General features: G+C 63.3%; 17 protein-coding genes. 13 read left to right on the top strand and 4 right to left on the bottom strand.

Annotated elements, in window-relative coordinates:
* The first annotated feature begins 60 nt into the window (after positions 1 to 60).
* From ACWF6P_RS10145 to tpiA, 10 genes are all read left to right on the top strand, one after another.
* Positions 61 to 1335 carry a bifunctional 3,4-dihydroxy-2-butanone-4-phosphate synthase/GTP cyclohydrolase II gene (locus ACWF6P_RS10145; RefSeq protein ID WP_378544332.1) on the top strand — a complete coding sequence of 425 codons (1275 nt, stop codon included), beginning with the start codon at positions 61 to 63 and terminating at the stop codon, positions 1333 to 1335.
* The gene (ribH, locus tag ACWF6P_RS10140; protein ID WP_230815555.1) at positions 1332 to 1829 is read left to right on the top strand and encodes a 6,7-dimethyl-8-ribityllumazine synthase; all 498 of its coding nucleotides are present in this window, start codon (positions 1332 to 1334) and stop codon (positions 1827 to 1829) included. The genes ACWF6P_RS10145 and ribH overlap by 4 nt, the downstream gene beginning before the upstream one ends.
* Entirely contained in the window at positions 1826 to 2299 is a 474-nt protein-coding gene (locus ACWF6P_RS10135) for a PH domain-containing protein (RefSeq protein WP_452620930.1), read from the top strand. The genes ribH and ACWF6P_RS10135 overlap by 4 nt, the downstream gene beginning before the upstream one ends.
* 74 nt (positions 2300 to 2373) lie before the next feature.
* Entirely contained in the window at positions 2374 to 4566 is a 2193-nt protein-coding gene (gene uvrC, locus ACWF6P_RS10130) for an excinuclease ABC subunit UvrC (RefSeq protein WP_452620929.1), read from the top strand.
* Positions 4563 to 5462, top strand: coding sequence for an RNase adapter RapZ (rapZ, locus tag ACWF6P_RS10125; protein ID WP_172436543.1), 900 nt, complete (start codon positions 4563 to 4565; stop codon positions 5460 to 5462). The genes uvrC and rapZ overlap by 4 nt, the downstream gene beginning before the upstream one ends.
* Positions 5459 to 6541 carry a gluconeogenesis factor YvcK family protein gene (locus ACWF6P_RS10120; protein ID WP_452620928.1) on the top strand — a complete coding sequence of 361 codons (1083 nt, stop codon included), beginning with the start codon at positions 5459 to 5461 and terminating at the stop codon, positions 6539 to 6541. Before rapZ ends, ACWF6P_RS10120 begins: the two co-directional genes overlap by 4 nt.
* On the top strand, positions 6532 to 7515 hold the full coding sequence (gene whiA / locus ACWF6P_RS10115) for a DNA-binding protein WhiA (protein WP_230815559.1): 984 nt from the start codon (positions 6532 to 6534) through the stop codon (positions 7513 to 7515). The genes ACWF6P_RS10120 and whiA overlap by 10 nt, the downstream gene beginning before the upstream one ends.
* A 158-nt stretch (positions 7516 to 7673) precedes the next feature.
* A complete protein-coding gene (gene gap, locus ACWF6P_RS10110) occupies positions 7674 to 8693 on the top strand; it encodes a type I glyceraldehyde-3-phosphate dehydrogenase (protein ID WP_003944851.1) in 1020 nt (339 codons plus the stop codon).
* A 17-nt stretch (positions 8694 to 8710) separates the two neighbouring features.
* The gene (locus tag ACWF6P_RS10105; RefSeq protein ID WP_283304640.1) at positions 8711 to 9922 is read left to right on the top strand and encodes a phosphoglycerate kinase; all 1212 of its coding nucleotides are present in this window, start codon (positions 8711 to 8713) and stop codon (positions 9920 to 9922) included.
* A 6-nt stretch (positions 9923 to 9928) separates the two neighbouring features.
* Positions 9929 to 10714 (top strand): triose-phosphate isomerase, encoded by a 786-nt coding sequence (tpiA, locus tag ACWF6P_RS10100; protein WP_019748390.1) that lies wholly within the window; start codon positions 9929 to 9931, stop codon positions 10712 to 10714.
* Between the two features lie 89 nt (positions 10715 to 10803).
* Here tpiA and ACWF6P_RS10095 read toward each other — a convergent pair whose 3' ends face one another.
* A complete protein-coding gene (locus ACWF6P_RS10095) occupies positions 10804 to 11604 on the bottom strand; it encodes a tyrosine-protein phosphatase (protein WP_452620927.1) in 801 nt (266 codons plus the stop codon).
* A gap of 209 nt (positions 11605 to 11813) precedes the next feature.
* On the opposite strand from ACWF6P_RS10095, the gene secG reads away from it, so the two are divergent.
* The 3 genes from secG (at position 11814) to ACWF6P_RS10080 (ending at position 15828) form a co-directional block, all read left to right on the top strand.
* Positions 11814 to 12047, top strand: a complete 234-nt coding sequence (gene secG, locus ACWF6P_RS10090; RefSeq protein ID WP_095970190.1) for a preprotein translocase subunit SecG — start codon at positions 11814 to 11816, stop codon at positions 12045 to 12047.
* Positions 12048 to 12145: 98 nt separating this feature from the next.
* A complete protein-coding gene (gene ppc / locus ACWF6P_RS10085) occupies positions 12146 to 14920 on the top strand; it encodes a phosphoenolpyruvate carboxylase (protein ID WP_452620926.1) in 2775 nt (924 codons plus the stop codon).
* Positions 14921 to 15042: 122 nt separating this feature from the next.
* Positions 15043 to 15828, top strand: coding sequence for an oxidoreductase (locus tag ACWF6P_RS10080; RefSeq protein ID WP_378533127.1), 786 nt, complete (start codon positions 15043 to 15045; stop codon positions 15826 to 15828).
* Between the two features lie 7 nt (positions 15829 to 15835).
* Here ACWF6P_RS10080 and ACWF6P_RS10075 read toward each other — a convergent pair whose 3' ends face one another.
* From ACWF6P_RS10075 to ACWF6P_RS10065, 3 genes are all read right to left on the bottom strand, one after another.
* Positions 15836 to 16348, bottom strand: coding sequence for a hypothetical protein (locus ACWF6P_RS10075; protein ID WP_452620925.1), 513 nt, complete (start codon positions 16346 to 16348; stop codon positions 15836 to 15838).
* Between the two features lie 121 nt (positions 16349 to 16469).
* Positions 16470 to 16790 carry a TfoX/Sxy family protein gene (locus tag ACWF6P_RS10070; protein WP_230815565.1) on the bottom strand — a complete coding sequence of 107 codons (321 nt, stop codon included), beginning with the start codon at positions 16788 to 16790 and terminating at the stop codon, positions 16470 to 16472.
* A gap of 28 nt (positions 16791 to 16818) precedes the next feature.
* Positions 16819 to 17541 (bottom strand): AAA family ATPase, encoded by a 723-nt coding sequence (locus ACWF6P_RS10065; RefSeq protein WP_452620924.1) that lies wholly within the window; start codon positions 17539 to 17541, stop codon positions 16819 to 16821.
* Positions 17542 to 17554 lie beyond the last annotated feature (13 nt).

Genomic DNA, 17554 nt, shown 5'->3' with positions numbered 1-17554 from the left:
CGTCGGATGCACTCGTTGTATTCGATGATGTGAAAAGTCAAGACTTTGGAGTGCGAGCACGTGACCAGGTTCGACAGTATCGAGCGCGCAGTAGCAGATATCGCTGCAGGTAAAGCTGTTGTCGTTGTGGACGACGAGGATCGTGAGAACGAAGGCGATCTCATCTTCGCCGCCGAGAAGGCCACCCCGGAACTGGTGGCGTTCATGGTTCGCTACACCTCCGGCTACCTGTGCGTGCCGCTCGACGGTGACGATTGCGATCGGTTGGGCCTGCCCCCGATGTACGCCACCAACCAGGACAAGCACGGCACGGCCTACACCGTGACCGTCGACGCCCGTGAGGGAATCGGTACCGGCATCTCGGCATCGGACCGCGCTGCGACGATGCGTCTGCTCGCCAACCCCGAAACCGGCGCCAACGATTTCACTCGTCCCGGCCATGTCGTGCCGCTCCGCGCGAAGGAAGGCGGAGTACTGCGTCGTCCGGGCCACACGGAAGCCGCAGTCGACCTCGCCCGCATGGCGGACCTGCGTCCCGCCGGCGTCATCTGCGAAATCGTCAGCCAGAAGGACGAGGGCGCGATGGCTCAGACCGACGAGTTGCGAGTCTTCGCCGACGAACACAACCTCGCTCTGATCTCGATCGCCGACCTCATCGCGTGGCGTCGCAAGCACGAGAAGCACGTGCTCCGTATCGCCGAAGCCCGCATCCCCACCCGTCACGGTGAGTTCACCGCTGTCGGCTACACGAGCATCTACGACGAGGTCGAGCACGTCGCGCTGGTGCGCGGCGATATCGCGGGCCCGGACGGTGACGGTAGCGACGTACTCGTCCGCGTTCACTCCGAGTGCCTCACCGGCGACGTCTTCGGTTCGCTGCGGTGCGACTGCGGCCCGCAACTCGATGCTGCACTGGACATGGTCGCTCAGGAAGGCCGCGGCGTTGTCCTCTACATGCGCGGACACGAGGGTCGCGGCATCGGTCTGATGCACAAGCTGCAGGCTTACCAGCTCCAGGACGCCGGTTCCGACACCGTCGACGCCAATCTCGAACTCGGACTACCGGCCGACGCCCGTGACTACGGCATCGGTGCGCAGATCCTCGTCGATCTGGGTATCTCGTCGATGCGCCTGCTGACCAACAACCCGGCCAAGCGTGTCGGTCTGGACGGCTACGGCCTGCAGATCACCGACCGCGTTCCGATGCCCCTGCGCGCGAATGCCGAAAACCTCACCTACCTGCGCACCAAGCGTGACCGGATGGGCCACGATCTGATCGGACTCGACGAGTACGAGGCGAACCAGAACTCCGCACAGCCCGGAACCGCACTGTGAGCGGCGAAGGTCAGCCGCAGCTCGCGATCGCCGAGGCCAAGGATCTGAAGCTGGCGATCGTTGCCGGGCAGTGGCACGCGACGATTTCCGAGGCCCTGATCGCCGGCGCACAGCGCGTCGCCGAGCAGGCACAGATCAAGGACGTGACACTGGTCCGTGTCGCCGGTGCGATCGAACTGCCGGTCGTTGCGCAGGCGTTGGCTCGCACCCACGACGCCGTTGTTGCACTCGGCGTCGTCATCCGCGGTGGTACTCCGCACTTCGAGTACGTGTGCGACGCGGTCACCGCCGGCCTCACACGCGTCTCGCTCGACGAAAGTACTCCCGTGGGGAACGGTGTCCTGACCACCGACACCGAGCAGCAGGCTCTTGACCGTTCGGGTCTGCCGGGTAGCGTCGAGGACAAGGGCGCACAGGCCTGCGCCGCCGCACTGGACACCGCAGTGACCCTGCGTCATCTCCGAGCACCATGGACCGAGGATTCGTTTCGATGAGCACACCCGGCGACAACGAGAACTGGGAACTGATCGCCTCACCGCGTAAGTCGACGCGGTACGCGATCGGCGTCGCTGTCCTTCTGGTGATCGTTCACGTCACACTTGCGCTCCTGCTCCGCCAGGGGTCCACTGGCGTGTACTTCCGCGCCGCGGACCAAATTGCGATGGCCGGCATCGGCACCGTTCTTGCTCTCGGTGTACTGATGTTGACCCGGCCTCGGGTCAAGGTGGGAAAACAGGGAATCGCCGTACGAAACATCCTGGGCGAGAAGATCGTCGACTGGGATCTGTTCGAGGGGCTCTCGTTCCCCGACGGCGCCGCCTGGGCACGCATCGAATTGCCCGACGACGAGTACCTGGCAGTGATGGCGATCCAGTCCAACGACCGCGAGTACGCCGTCGACACGGTCGGTAAGTTCCGCGAACTCGCCGACCGCTACGCACCGGTCGCGCCCAAGAGCAACTGACGTCTTCCGGCCGGTTCGGTGCCCGCATCCTGCGCGTTTCCGAGTCGGTCGGTGGCGGCGACTAACCTGAAACCGTGCCGGATCCCTCGACTTACCGCCCCGCTACCGGAACCATTCCGGCCGCGCCGGGCGTCTACAAATTTCGTGATCCGCATGGTCGGGTCATTTACGTCGGTAAGGCAAAAAGCCTCCGTTCACGTTTGAACTCGTACTTCGCGGACGTCACGACGCTTCATCCCCGTACGCGGCAGATGGTGACCACTGCCGGCAGCGTCGAGTGGACCGTCGTCAGTACCGAAGTCGAAGCGCTTCAGCTCGAGTACAACTGGATCAAGGAATTCGATCCGCGGTTCAACGTGCGGTACCGCGACGACAAGACGTATCCGGTTCTCGCTGTGACGCTCAACGAAGAGTTCCCGCGGTTGTTCGTCTACCGCGGTCCGCGGCGCAAGGGCGTCCGGTACTTCGGTCCCTACTCCCATGCCTGGGCGATCCGCGAAACTCTCGATCTGCTGCTACGAGTCTTTCCCGCACGAACGTGCTCGTCCGGAGTCTTCAAACGGCACAACCAGATCGGCCGTCCGTGTCTGCTCGGCTACATCGACAAGTGCTCGGCGCCTTGCGTCGGCCGCGTCAGTGCCATGGAGCATCGTCAGATCGTCGAAGATTTCTGCGACTTCCTCGCCGGCCGCACCGACAAGCTGGTCAAAGACCTCGAGAAGCGCATGCAGCAGGCTTCCGAGGATCTCGACTTCGAGACCGCAGCTCGTCTGCGCGACGACATCGGAGCCTTGCGTAAGGCACTCGAGAAGCAGGCAGTGGTGCTCGGTGACGGCACCGACGCCGATCTCGTCGCCTTTGCCACCGATGATCTCGAGGCCGCTGTCCAGGTGTTCCATGTGCGCGGCGGACGTGTGCGCGGTCAGCGTGGATGGGTCGTGGAGAAGGCAGGCGACGCCATCGACTGGGCTGCGCTCGACGCCGAGTCGGACTTGCCGATTCTGGTCGAACAGTTCCTCACGCAGTTCTACGGCGAGCAGGCGGCCCTCGACCCGGGAGCGGGCTCCGGGGCCGGGATCAGTGCCGTACCCAAGGAAGTTCTCGTGCCGGTTCTGCCGGCAAACGCGACCGAGATCCAGGCGTGGTTGAGCGAGCTTCGGGGATCGCAAGTGCAACTGCGGGTTCCGCAACGCGGCGACAAGAAGGACCTCGCCGAAACAGTCCAGCGAAACGCGAAAGAGGCTCTGGCGCAGCACAAGCTGAAGCGTGCCGGGGATTTCACTTCACGATCTGCGGCGCTGCAGGGCATCCAGGAAGCGCTGGATCTGGATTCGGCTCCGCTACGAATCGAATGTATCGACATCAGTCACGTCCAGGGAACCGACGTCGTGGCGTCACTGGTCGTGTTCGAGGACGGGCTCCCGCGCAAGTCGGACTACCGGCACTACGCGATCAAGGAAGCTGCCGGCGACGGTCATTCCGACGACGTGGCGAGTATCGCCGAGATCACGCGCAGGCGGTTCCTGCGCCACAACCGCGACCTAGGCGTTCTGGCGGCCTCGGCGTCGACCATGGACGCGGACGGCGGGGATCTCGCTCCCGAAGCGGCGATCGACCCGGCCACCGGTCGGCCTCGGCGCTTCGCGTATCCACCCAATCTGTTCGTCGTGGACGGCGGCGCCCCTCAGGTCACGGCGGCAGCTGCTGTCCTCGATGAGTTGGGGGTCACCGACGTCGCGGTGGTCGGGTTGGCCAAGCGCCTCGAAGAGGTATGGGTGCCGGGCGAGGAAGATCCGGTGATCCTTCCCCGAACGAGTGAGTCGCTGTACCTACTGCAGCGCATCCGCGACGAAGCTCACCGCTTCGCGATCACCTTCCATCGCAGCAAGCGCTCGAGGCGCATGACGGCTTCGGCGTTGGACTCGGTCAAGGGGCTCGGTGAAACCCGTCGTACCGCTCTGGTGGCTCACTTCGGTTCCGTGGCGAAGCTGAAAACGGCAACGGTCGAGGAGATCATGCAGGTCCCTGGTATCGGTGAGACCACCGCCACAGCAGTTCTGGCCGCACTGGGAACGGATTCGGCTGCGGCCGATGCGGGTGCTGAAGCTCGCGCGTTGCCCGCCGCGGTAGGGGATGATGAGCTGGACACGGAATCCGAATCGTCTGTTACGTCTGCTGACGCGCCCAGCGCTGACTCCGGTAGCGGTGACGAGGTCTCCGAGTCGCGAGAATTGTCCATGCCGACGACGGGGCCGAGTGCACAGTGACTACCGACAGCGCCAAAGACAGTCGAACGATGGATTTCCTGCTGGTGACGGGATTGTCCGGAGCAGGTTTGAGTACCGCGGCCAAGGTGCTCGAAGACCTCGGCTGGTATGTCGCGGACAATTTGCCACCTGAGCTGATTTCCCGGATGGTCGGTCTGAGTTTGACCTCCGATCCGCCGGTCGATCGTCTCGCCGTCGTCATCGACGTGCGGAGTCGACTCTTCACCGGAGACCTCGGCTGGGTGCTCACCGAACTCGAGGCGGAACCGATCCACACCCGGGTGCTCTACCTCGAAGCATCGGACGACGTGTTGATACGGCGGTTCGAACAGGTGCGCCGCAGCCATCCCTTGCAGAACGACGGCATCGACGGCACGTTGTCCGAGGGGATCGCCGCCGAGCGTCGGCAGTTGGCAGTGGTGAAGGCGGCCGCCGATCTGGTCATCGACACGTCGGCGCTGAAGGCTCATCAGCTGCGTCAGAAGATCGAAACGGCGTTCGGGAACGATGCAAACCGCACGATGAAGGTGACGGTTCAGTCGTTCGGATTCAAGTACGGCCTGCCAATGGATGCCGATCTCGTCTGTGACGTTCGATTCCTGCCCAATCCCCACTGGATCCCCGAACTTCGTCCGCACACCGGTCAGGATGCCGACGTCCGCGACTACGTGTTGTCCCGAGAGGGTGCCGAAGACTATCTCGACACCTACCGTCATCTGGTGGATTTGACGATCGCCGGATATCGACGAGAAGGAAAGCGCTACATGACAATTGCGGTCGGGTGCACCGGCGGTAAGCACCGCAGCGTGGCCATGTCCGAAGCTCTCGCGAGGCGTTTGGGCTCCGAGGAAGACATCTCGGTCAGCATCGTGCACCGGGATCTGGGGCGCGAATGAGTGAACCGATACAGCGCTCGCAGGAAGCACTCGAGGGGCCGGCCATCGTCGCTCTGGGCGGCGGGCACGGATTGTTCGCCACCCTCCAAGCCGTCAGACGCCTGACGGTCGACGTCACCGCGGTGGTCACGGTCGCCGACGACGGTGGTTCCTCGGGCCGGCTGCGCGCCGAGCTCGGCGTCATCCCGCCCGGCGACCTACGAATGGCGCTGGCGGCTCTGGCGTCCGACGAACCCGAGATAGTCGACTGGACGCGGACCATCCAGCATCGCTTCGGCGGTGTCGGCGCGCTCGCCGGGCACTCGGTGGGCAATCTCATCCTGGCCGGCCTCACCGAGGTGCTCGGTGATCCAGTGGTCGCGCTCGACGAGATGGCGCGACTGCTGCGAATCCGTGGCCGTGTGTTGCCGATGTCGCCGATCGCGCTCGAGATCGAAGCCGACGTTCAAGGACTCGAAGAGGACCCCCGCGTCAGCCGTTGCATTCGTGGACAGGTTGCCGTCGCGACGACGCCGGGCAAGGTCCGGCGCGTGAGACTGCTCCCGTCCAATCCACCCGCGTGCCCCGACGCCGTGACCGCGATCGATCGTGCCGATCTCGTGGTCCTCGGACCCGGATCGTGGTTCTCGAGCGTGATCCCGCATGTCCTGGTACCCGAACTCGTCGAATCACTCTCGTCGACGAAGGCTCGAAAAGTGCTGGTGCTCAATCTCGCCCCCGAGCCGGGGGAGACCGCCGGATTCTCCGCAGAGCGTCACCTGCACGTACTCTCCCAACACGTGCCCGATTTCCGGGTCGACTACGTGGTGGTCGACTCGGCGTCGGTACCGGCCGGGCGCGAACGTGAACATCTGCAGCGTGCGGCGGATCAATTTTCGGCCGAAGTGAGGTACGCGGAAGTCGCGGACACCTCACCGGGCGCAGCGCATGTACACGATCCGGCAAAACTGGCCGACGTGTTGGCCGAACTATCGAGCAGTGCGGCAGTGGGGGATTCGACACAGCGTTCCCGGCAGGACCAGCCTTCCCGGCAAGAACAGTATTCCGAAGAACAGAGGGAGAACGCTTCGTGGCAATGACAGCGGAGGTCAAGGACGAACTGAGCCGGTTAGTGGTGACTCAGGTCAGCTGCCGCAAGGCAGAGGTCTCCGCGTTGCTGCGCTTTGCCGGTGGACTCCACATAGTCGGCGGCCGGGTGGTCGTCGAAGCGGAGGTCGATCTGGGCTCCACGGCGCGACGTCTGCGCCGGGAGATCTTCGACCTGTTCACTTACAGCGCCGACGTTCACGTACTCAGTGCAGGCGGACTTCGTAAGTCCGCTCGCTACATCGTGCGTGTGGCGAAGGAAGGTGAGGCGCTCGCCCGCCAGACGGGTCTACTCGATCTTCGCGGACGCCCGGTTCGCGGCTTGCCTGCGCAGGTGGTCGGCGGAAGTGTCGGCGACGCCGAAGCAGCTTGGCGCGGAGCATTCCTCGCGCACGGATCCCTGACCGAACCCGGCCGTTCGTCGGCGCTCGAAGTGAGCTGCCCGGGCCCGGAAGCCGCACTGGCATTGGTCGGAGCTGCGCGGCGTCTCGGCATCTCGGCGAAGGCACGTGAGGTGCGCGGAACGGATCGTGTGGTGATCCGCGACGGCGAGGCCATCGGCGATCTCCTGACCCGCATGGGAGCCCAGGACACGCGTCTGGTGTGGGAGGAGCGACGGATGCGACGCGAAGTCCGCGCCACCGCCAATCGTCTCGCCAATTTCGACGACGCGAACCTGCGACGCTCGGCTCGCGCTGCCGTTGCCGCTGCTGCACGCGTCGAGCGTGCGTTGGAGATCCTCGGCGAGGACGTGCCCGACCACCTGGCCGCGGCGGGCGCACTGCGCGTCGAGCATCGACAGGCGTCCCTCGAGGAGCTGGGCCAGTTGGCGGACCCGCCGATGACCAAAGACGCCGTTGCCGGACGTATCCGTCGCCTGCTGTCCATGGCTGATCGCAAGGCAAAGGAAACGGGCATACCCGACACCGAATCGGCAGTGAATGCGGAGCTACTCGAAGAGGGGTGACCTGCCCTCCGTCAGGGTGGGCTGCGCACGTTCGGGCCACGCGCATTAGGGTATGAGTCACATCGACCGATGAACCCCACGTCCGCGTCGTGCACACACGGATTCGGAGTATGCGTGGGTCAAGTTGCACACCAGAATCATGGTCAAAGGAGCGAATTGTGACTGTCCGGGTTGGCGTAAACGGTTTCGGCCGTATCGGACGTAACTTCTTCAGGGCGGTGGATGCGCAGAAGGCGCTCGGAACCACCGATATCGAGATCGTGGCAGTCAACGACCTGACTGACAATGCGACGCTCGCTCACCTGCTGAAGTACGACTCCATCCTCGGCCGTTTGCCGTACGACGTGTCGCTCGACGGTGACGACACGATCGTTGTCGGCGATCAGCGCATCAAGGCCCTCGCACACCGCGGCCCGTTGAACGAACTTCCCTGGGGCGAGTTGGGCGTCGACGTCGTCGTCGAGTCCACCGGCATCTTCACCGACGCCGCAAAGGCCAAGGGACACCTCGAAGCCGGCGCCAAGAAGGTCATCATCTCGGCTCCGGCCAAGGGTGAAGACATCACCATCGTCATGGGCGTCAACGACGACAAGTACGACGGCAGCCAGAACATCATCTCCAACGCGTCGTGCACCACTAACTGCCTCGGCCCCATCGCCAAGGTTCTCGACGACGAGTTCGGCATCGTCAAGGGTCTGATGACCACGATCCACGCGTACACCCAGGATCAGAACCTGCAGGACGCTCCGCACGCAGACCTCCGTCGCGCCCGCGCAGCCGCCCTCAACATCGTTCCCACCGGCACCGGTGCAGCCAAGGCAATCGGCCTGGTTCTCCCGCAGCTGCTCGGCAAGCTCGACGGCTACGCACTGCGCGTGCCGATCCCCACGGGCTCGGTCACCGACCTCACCGCGAACCTGAAGAAGTCGGCCACCGCTGACGAGATCAACGCCGCGATGAAGGCTGCTGCCGAAGGACCCCTCAAGGGCATCCTGAAGTACACCGACGCACCGATCGTCTCCTCGGACATCGTCACCGACCCGCACTCGTCGATCTTCGACTCGGGTCTGACGAAGGTCATCGACGACCAGGTCAAGATCGTTTCCTGGTACGACAACGAGTGGGGCTACTCCAACCGCCTCGCCGACCTCATCGGCCTCGTCGCCAAGTCTCTCTGAGCGGAGTTTCGATAACAGTGGCAGTTCAGACGCTGAAGGATCTGCTGGACGCTGGGGTCGAGGGGCGCACCGTACTGGTGCGTTCCGACCTCAACGTCCCGTTGGATGGCGGAGAAATCACGGACCCGGGCCGCATCGTCGCGTCCGCTCCCACCCTGCGGGCACTTGCCGAGGGTGGAGCGAAGGTCATCGTGACCGCGCACCTCGGGCGCCCCGACGGTCAGCCCGATCCCAAGTTCTCCCTCGCACCGGTTGCTGCGAAGTTGGCCGAAATCCTCGGTCGCAACGTGCAACTCGCCGGTGACGTCGTGGGACAGGACGCGCTGGCTCGTTCCGAAGGACTCACCGACGGTGACGTCCTGATGCTCGAGAACATCCGTTTCGACCCTCGCGAGACCAGCAAGGACGAAGCCGAGCGGGTCAAGCTCGCCAAGGCTCTCGTCGAGCTGGTCGGTGACGACGGCGCATTCGTCTCCGACGGATTCGGTGTTGTTCACCGCAAGCAGGCGTCGGTCTTCGACGTCGCGAAGCTGCTCCCGCACTACGCGGGTTACCTCGTCGGCGCCGAGGTCGAGGTGCTCGCCAAGCTCACGCAGGACGCAGCGCGTCCCTACGCGGTGGTGCTCGGCGGCTCCAAGGTCTCGGACAAGCTGGCCGTCATCGAGGCACTGGCACCGAAGGTCGACACTCTGGTGATCGGCGGCGGAATGTTCTACACGTTCCTCGCGGCTCAGGGTGTGTCCGTGGGCAATTCGCTGTGCGAAGAGTCCATGATCGGGACCTGCAAGGATCTCCTAGACCGGTACGCGGACGTCATCCACATCCCTCAGGATGTTGTTGTCGCGGACTCCTTCTCGGCCGATGCCGAGTCGAAGATCGTTCCGTTCGACGAGATTCCCGACGGTTGGATGGGTCTGGACATCGGACCGGAGTCGGTCAAGCGCTTCGCCGCGATCCTGACCGGCGCCAAGACCGTGTTCTGGAACGGCCCGATGGGCGTGTTCGAGTTCCCGAAGTTCGAGGCAGGCACCCGCGGTGTCGCCGAGGCAATCGTGGAGGCAACCGAGAAGGGTGCCTTCAGCGTCGTCGGCGGCGGCGACTCCGCAGCAGCCGTTCGTCAGCTCGGTATCCCGGACGAGGGCTTCTCGCACATTTCCACCGGTGGTGGCGCTTCCCTCGAGTACCTCGAGGGTAAAGAGCTGCCCGGCATCGCAGTACTGGAAGGCTGATCCGACATGGCACGTAAGCCGTTGATCGCCGGCAACTGGAAGATGAATCTGAACCACCTCGAGGCTATCGCCCTGGTGCAGAAGATCGCTTTCTCCTTGCCTGCGAAGTACTTCGACAAAGTGGACGTCACGGTTATCCCGCCGTTCACCGACATCCGAAGCGTCCAGACGCTGATCGAGGGCGACAAGCTCCTCCTCACCTACGGCGCGCAGGATGTCTCGGCTCAGGACTCGGGCGCGTTCACGGGTGAGATCAGCGGCTCCATGCTGGCCAAGCTCGGATGCACCTTCGTCGTGGTCGGTCACTCGGAGCGTCGCACCCTTCACGGTGAGACCAACGAGACCGTCCTCGCGAAGACCAAGGCCGCTCTCAAGAACGGCCTCACGCCGATCGTGTGCATCGGCGAAGGCCTCGAAATCCGCGAAGCGGGCGATCACGTCGCCTACAACGTCGACCAGCTCAAGGGTTCGTTGGCGGGCCTGAGCGCGGAGGAGATCTCCAAGATCGTCATCGCGTACGAGCCTGTCTGGGCCATCGGCACCGGCCGTGTCGCTTCTGCCGCAGATGCACAGGAAGTGTGCGCTGCGGTGCGAGCAACAGTCGCCGAACTTGCCGACGCCGAGGTCGCAGCCGGCGTTCGCGTCCTGTACGGCGGTAGCGTCAGCTCCAAGAACGTCGGAGAGATCGTCGGCCAGACCGACGTCGACGGTGCTCTTGTCGGCGGCGCGTCACTCAAGGCTGACGAGTTCGCGACACTGTCTGCGATCGCTGCAGGCGGTCCACTCCCGTGATGATCGGGTAGTGAGCTGAAACTGCTCGAGACCAAGACTGCGGGCGTGCGACCGAATAGGTCACACGCCCGCAGTTTTTTGTTCGCAAGTCAGCTCACGAGTTTGATTTCCAAAGCGCCGACGAGTTCGGGAGCAAGCTCCAACCCGGCGGTCAGATAGTTCTCGACGGTCCCGTAGTGGTGGTCCACCTCTTCGAAGGCGGCGCCCAGGTAACTCGCGTCGACGGAAAGCAGCAGTCGGATGACCTCGCCCTTGTCTGCATCTGTGGCAGCGGCGATCTTCGCGACTGTTGTATCGATGTACTCGGCCGAGTACGTGTTCGTGAGCAGGTAGTCCGCCGTGATCGTTTCGCGCGGTACACCAGCGAGTGTCTGCAGTAGTGCTGCTGCCCAACCTGTACGGTCCTTGCCCGCCGTGCAGTGGAAGAGTTGCGGTCCGTCGGTGGTCGCCAGGGCGGCGAACAACTGTGAAAATCCGTTCCGAGTGACGGGGTCCGCGACAAAACTACGATTGATGTTCTGCATGAAAGCTGTTGCAGCGTCAGCCGTTCGGAGAGCCATTGCCTCGGCGTGGATGTTGCCGGACAGGATGGGAATGTGGGCGTACATCGCCGGAGTCGGCACGATGTCGGGAGTTTCGTTCGCTTCGGTTTCGGATCGCACGTCGTAGACGGCGGTCAGCCCCAACGATTCCACGATTGCGAGATCCTCGGGCGAGGGCGTCAGAACATTTGCGCGGTAGAAGACTCCGCGGCTCATCGCCTGTCCACCGGTCGTGACGTACCCGGGGCCGGCCACATCGCGGAAGTTGTGAATCGAAGCCAGGCGTGGAGTGTCGGGCAGGGCAGTGTCAGGCAGGGCAGTGTCAGGCAGGGCAGTGTCGGAAAGCATGGAGCGGGCCTTTCGGAGGTAGAGTCGCGTCAACTGAAAAACTACTGAATCGGTATCTCGACAGTGTGATCGATGCCACTGACCAAGAGTCGTGCCTGGCCGGGCGCAGAGGTGTGTGCAAGGCGGGTATGTGGTCAGGCTATCTGTGCGCGCCTGTATGGTGTTATCGGTTGTAGTTGTCCCTATTGGATTGGTGGACGTAGACAGACATGAAACTGTTCCTGGATATCCTGCTGGTCGTCACCAGCTTGCTCCTCATCGCCTTGGTGCTCTTGCACCGCGGTAAGGGCGGCGGTTTGTCGAGTCTGTTCGGTGGCGGTGTCCAGTCCAGCCTGTCCGGATCGACTGTTGTCGAGAAGAACCTCGACCGGTTGACGGTCTTCACCGCATTGATCTGGCTCATCTCGATCGTCGGCATTGGCCTGGAGATCAAGTTCGCCTGATTGTCGGCTCGTGCAGTCGGTAATTCTTCACCCACGAATTTCAGACACGGAACCCCGCCTATCGAGCGGGGTTCTTTGTTTCGGTCGATAATTGTGTGATGACTGAAACCGCGTCGCATCGAGAAACACCGCGAGAGGCCACCGAGCCGCTGCGCGAAGACATCCGGCTTCTCGGCGGAATACTCGGACAAATAGTGCGAGAGCAAGCCGGCGACAATGTTTTCGATCTTGTCGAGCGAGCCCGTGTCGAGTCGTTCCGAGTCCGTCGGTCGGAGATCGACCGCGCAGAACTGGTGTCACTGTTCGCTGAAATCAGTACGGACGACGCCATTCCCGTCATCCGTGCGTTCAGTCACTTCGCGCTGCTCGCCAACCTGGCCGAGGACATCCACCGCGAGCGTCGGCGGGCCATCCACGTCAACGCGGGTGAACCGCCCCGAGACAGCACTCTCGCGGCCACGTACACCAAACTCGATGCGGCCGATATCGACTCGGCCACCGTCGAAGAAGCGTTGCGGGGCGCCTTGGTCTCGCCCGTCATCACCGCTCACCCGACGGAGACTCGTCGCCGCACTGTGTTCGAGACGCAGAGTCGGATCACCGAGTTGATGCGATACCGCGAGCGCACGGCGCTGAGCGCCGCCGAAACCGATGACGTCGATCTGCAATTGCGCCGTCAGATCCTGACCCTGTGGCAGACGGCTCTGATCCGGCTCAGCCGCCTCCGCATCCAGGACGAAATCGAGGTGGGCCTTCGCTACTACGACGCGGCGTTGTTCGAGGTGATTCCGAAGATCAATGCGGAGGTTCGCAAAGCTCTGCGCGCGCGTTGGCCGGAAGCCGGCCTGCTGCCGGAACCGATCCTGAGGCCGGGTTCGTGGATCGGCGGTGACCGGGACGGCAATCCGTATGTGACCGGTGAAATCGTCCAGCGCGCGACTTCGCGCGCTGCGGCAACTGCTCTCGAGCATCATCTGGGGGAACTCGAACATCTCGAGCGTGAACTGTCGATGTCGGCGCGGCTGGTGTCCGTCACGCCCGAACTCGATCTGCTGGCGTCCACTTCCGGCGACGATTCGGCATTCCGGGCCGACGAGCCGTACCGTCGCGCGATTCGTGGTATCCGTGGGCGATTGAGCGCCACCGCACTGTCGGTGCTGGGGGAGTTGCCGGCTCACGGTTCCGATGACGGTCTCGAGGCGTACACCGATCCGGCACAACTACAGCGGGATCTCGGAATCATCGACACCTCGCTGCGTCGTTTCGGCGACGAGACCATTGCCGACGATCGGCTCGATCGGCTCCGAGAAGCGGTGGAGGTGTTCGGCTTTCACCTGTCCGGTCTGGACATGCGGCAGAACTCCGAGGTACACGAAGGCGTCGTCGCAGAACTTCTGGCGTGGGCCGGAGTTCACCCGGACTACGCGTCGTTGCCGGAAGCCGAGCGTGTGGAATTGTTGTCGGCCGAGCTGACCACGAGGCGACCGCTGACTTCGCCGGACGCCGAGTTCAGTGAATTGACCACCAAGGAACTGGCCATCATGGCGGCCGGCGCGAAGGCAGTGCGGGTTCTCGGAGCGGGTGCGGTGCCCAACTACATCATCAGCATGTGTACCTCGGTCAGCGACATGCTCGAGGCCGCAGTGCTGCTCAAAGAGGTTGGCGTCCTCGATCCGGGCGTCGGCAGCGAACCCTCCTGCCCGATCGGAATCGTTCCGTTGTTCGAGACGATCGAGGATCTGCAGGGCGGCGCCGACACACTGCTGGCGACGCTCGACATCCCGATCTACCGTGCGATCGTCCGGTCCCGCGGTGACAGTCAGGAAGTGATGCTCGGGTACTCCGATTCCAACAAGGACGGCGGCTATCTTGCTGCCAATTGGGCGCTGTACCGTGCCGAACTCGACCTTGTCGATGCCGCGCGTAAAAGCGGAATCAGATTGAGGCTCTTCCACGGCCGCGGCGGAACGGTCGGACGTGGCGGCGGACCGAGCTACGAAGCGATTCTGGCGCAGCCTCCCGGTGCAGTCGCTGGTTCTTTGCGAATCACCGAGCAGGGTGAGGTGATTGCCGCCAAGTACGCCGAACCGCGCCTGGCGCATCGCAACCTCGAAACACTGATCGCAGCGACTATCGAGTCGACGTTGCTCGACGTCGAAGGTCTCGGCAGCGATGCAGACGCGGCCTATGCGGTATTGGACGAGCTTGCTGCCCTCGCCCGCACCGCGTACAGCGAATTGGTGCACGACACACCAGGATTCGTGCAGTACTTCGAAGCGTCCACACCGGTCGCCGAGATCGGGGCACTCAACATCGGCTCTCGCCCGGCCTCTCGCAAGCAGACCAAGGCGATCTCCGACCTGCGTGCGATTCCCTGGGTGCTCTCGTGGAGTCAGTCTCGCGTGATGCTTCCGGGTTGGTACGGCACCGGCGCCGCGTTCGAACGATGGATCGACGGAGACGACAGTCGGCTTGCCACGTTGACGGCCCTGTACGAGAAGTGGCCGTTCTTCCGAACCGTGCTCTCGAACATGGCCATGGTGATGTCGAAATCGGATCTCGGTTTGGCGGCCCGCTACGCGGACCTCGTACCCGACGCAGAACTACGCGATCGAGTCTTCGGAATGATCACCGACGAGCACGAACGCACAATTCGCATGTACAAGGCAATCACGGGAAACGAGAACCTCTTTGCCGACAACTCGGGCCTCGAGCGTTCGGTCCACAACCGGTTCCCGTACCTCGAACCTCTCAACCATCTACAGGTCGAGCTGATCCGTCGATACCGGTCCGGCGACGAGAGCGATCAGGTGCGTCGGGGCATCCAGCTAACGATGAACGGCCTGGCGACTGCACTTCGCAACAGTGGCTAGGTGTAACAGTGGCTAGGTGTGACAGCGTATAGGCCGGCAGGTTTACCACGGTGTGCGTGCGGCGACTCTAGGGCTGTCGCACGCACACCTCCCGCTGCGCACAGGACCGAACGGGGACCGCAGTGGATCTGCAATTGGACGGGCGAACTGCCGTGGTGACCGGCGCAGGAAAGGGCATCGGACTGGCTGTCACGCGGGCGTTGGTCGCCGAGGGCGTCCATGTTGTCGCCGGCTCTCGGACGCTCTCACCGGAACTCGAATCGCTGCAGTCCGGGGGCTGTATCACGTTTGTTGCGGTCGATTTGGCGAGTGCCGAAGGCTCAACTCGACTGCTCGAAGTCGCAGCAGGCAGGGGCGGCGTGGACATCCTGGTCAACAACGTCGGTGCTGTCACCCCGAGAACCAGTGGTTTCGCAAGTATCACGGATGACGAGTGGGCGTCGTCGTTCAATCTGACGTTCTTGTCGGCTGTGCGCACGGTTCGCGCCGCGTTACCGGAGTTGATCCGCCGAGGCGGCGGGAGCATCGTGACGATCAGTTCGGTCAACGCCTTCCTTCCCGACCCCACGGTGATCGACTACAGCGCCGCCAAAGCAGCGCTGACCAACTTCTCGAAGTCGTTGTCGAAAGAGCTGGGCGGGAAAGGGATCCGCGTCAACACCGTCAGTCCTGGGCCGGTGCAAACGGAGTTGTGGCTCGGCAAGCACGGTGTGGCATCGACGTTGGCGAAGGCGAGTGGATCAGCCGCCGACGACATCGTCGAAAGTGCCGCGGCCGGCGCCGAGACTGGGCGGTTCACCTTCCCCGAAGAGGTTGCCGACCTGGTGTTGTTCCTCGCCAGTGATCGTGCGGGGAACGTGACGGGCGCGGATTTCGTGATCGACGGTGGTCTGATCAAGACCTTGTGACCGCTGATCAAGACCTTGTGATCATTGCCGCCTGGAACCTGATCAGGTGCGCGACGGTCGATGACGTGACGCACAGGATCACTGCAGACGCGATGACCACCCACAGTCCCCACCCGATGGACTGCCCGGTGGTGTGCCCGGAGACCTCGGTACTACGTCCCACGATGGTCGCGGCGTTTCCGACGGCAACGATCAAGACAGCGATTCCCACCAGCGGTCCGGTGCAGTGATTTTTCATCTCGGGGGTGACGTCGCGGATCATGATCGCGATCAGTGCAGTGACCGCGCACATCGCGAGGACGAGAGTGATCGCTCCGCATTCGTCCATACCACTGTGGTCGAGGGCGGAAGACGACGTCCACGGGCCGAGGCTGCCGGCGACGATCCCGGCGCACGCCCACAACGATCCGACGAGATTCGGTCCGAAACTCTCGGGCATGAGGGAGGGAATTGCGCGGGTCGTCGGCGGCTGAAAGCCGAAGGAGCGTTGGTGATCCGGCTGATTGGGTGTGAACGTCACGGGACGGACCACCTTTCCTCCGCGGCGTCGAGGCGCCCAATCCAATGCTTTTCCGGAGTCTAAGGGCCGCCCAGTTCACTTTTGCCGAATCGACCGAAATTGATCGAACCGGCAGTACCAGTCAGTGAACGAAGTCCAGCGCTTCCTTGATCCACGCATTGAACTCGACGTTCGAACTCGTGCCGGTTCGGTCGACGACGATCCATCCCTTGCTCATCGGCTTACCCCGCATCTCGGGCCAACTTGCACCTTTGTGCGTCAGAAGCTCGTCGACACGGTCGGGGGCACAACGAACCATGATGTTGCCGTGTGAGTTCGCGCTGGCGGCCAGCTTCCCGTTGACCATGAAACTCAGGCCACCGAACATCTTTACTTCCTCGACGTCGTCCTCGCCCGAGAGCGCGTCGCGGATACGCTCAGCCAGCGCTTTGTCGTATGCCATGGAGGCCTCCTGGGGGTGGAGTTCCAGGTTAGATCAGGTGGCGCAGGTACGTCTGTGGGTCGTGAAGGAACCGTCGCCAGTTCGAGACGAGATCGAGGTCTTCCCATCCTGCGGCTCTGATTCCCCATTCGCCGATCTCGAGCAGGTTGGCGTTCGGGAGCGCCGCGATGATCGGCGAGTGCGTCGCGATCACTGCCTGTGCGCCGGAGTCCACCAGCTCACCGAGCAACGCGGCGAGCGTCAACGTTCCTTGGAAGGAGAGGGCGGCGTCGGGTTCGTCGATGAGATAGAACCCGCCGTCGGAGGTCCTCGACGACAAGATCTCGAGCAGCGCTTCTCCATGGGAAAGCTGATGATATTGCGGTTCAGGGTGCCGGGGATTGGGGTTGTCCTCCAGGTATGTGTACAACCCGTGCAAGGTTTCGGCCCGAAGGTAGTACGCCCATTTCGACGCGCCGGGGCTCCGCTCGACCAGAAGGTCGAGGCCGCCCGGTTCACTCGATCGGGTCTGATGCCGCGTATTTGTCGACCCGCCTTCCGCATTGAGCCCGAGAACGGCGGCAAGAATTTCGATGACGGTCGACTTCCCGGCTCCGTTTTCGCCGACCAGAATCGTGACACCCGGTGGAAGTTCGAGACCGTCCTCAACGATCTGCGCGACCGCAGGCACGGTCATCGGCCAGCTGCCTACGTCAGCGCCCGACGATGGAGCGGCCTTGACGCGGCGGATGGGTTGTCTCTGCACGGCCATACGTTCTCACAGG

Source organism: Rhodococcus sp. NPDC055024, from assembly GCF_053608585.1.
This window is presented reverse-complemented; position numbering and strand designations above follow the sequence as displayed.

Excerpts from the sequence above, each read along its gene's own strand:
- ACWF6P_RS10135 (WP_452620930.1), top strand. The coding sequence starts at position 1,826 with ATGAGCACACCCGGCGACAACGAGAACTGGGAACTGATCGCCTCACCG.
- ACWF6P_RS10120 (WP_452620928.1), top strand. The coding sequence starts at position 5,459 with ATGAGTGAACCGATACAGCGCTCGCAGGAAGCACTCGAGGGGCCGGCC.
- tpiA (WP_019748390.1), top strand. The coding sequence starts at position 9,929 with ATGGCACGTAAGCCGTTGATCGCCGGCAACTGGAAGATGAATCTGAAC.
- ACWF6P_RS10095 (WP_452620927.1), bottom strand. The coding sequence starts at position 11,604 with ATGCTTTCCGACACTGCCCTGCCTGACACTGCCCTGCCTGACACTGCC.
- secG (WP_095970190.1), top strand. The coding sequence starts at position 11,814 with ATGAAACTGTTCCTGGATATCCTGCTGGTCGTCACCAGCTTGCTCCTC.
- ppc (WP_452620926.1), top strand. The coding sequence starts at position 12,146 with ATGACTGAAACCGCGTCGCATCGAGAAACACCGCGAGAGGCCACCGAG.
- ACWF6P_RS10070 (WP_230815565.1), bottom strand. The coding sequence starts at position 16,790 with ATGGCATACGACAAAGCGCTGGCTGAGCGTATCCGCGACGCGCTCTCG.
- ACWF6P_RS10065 (WP_452620924.1), bottom strand. The coding sequence starts at position 17,541 with ATGGCCGTGCAGAGACAACCCATCCGCCGCGTCAAGGCCGCTCCATCG.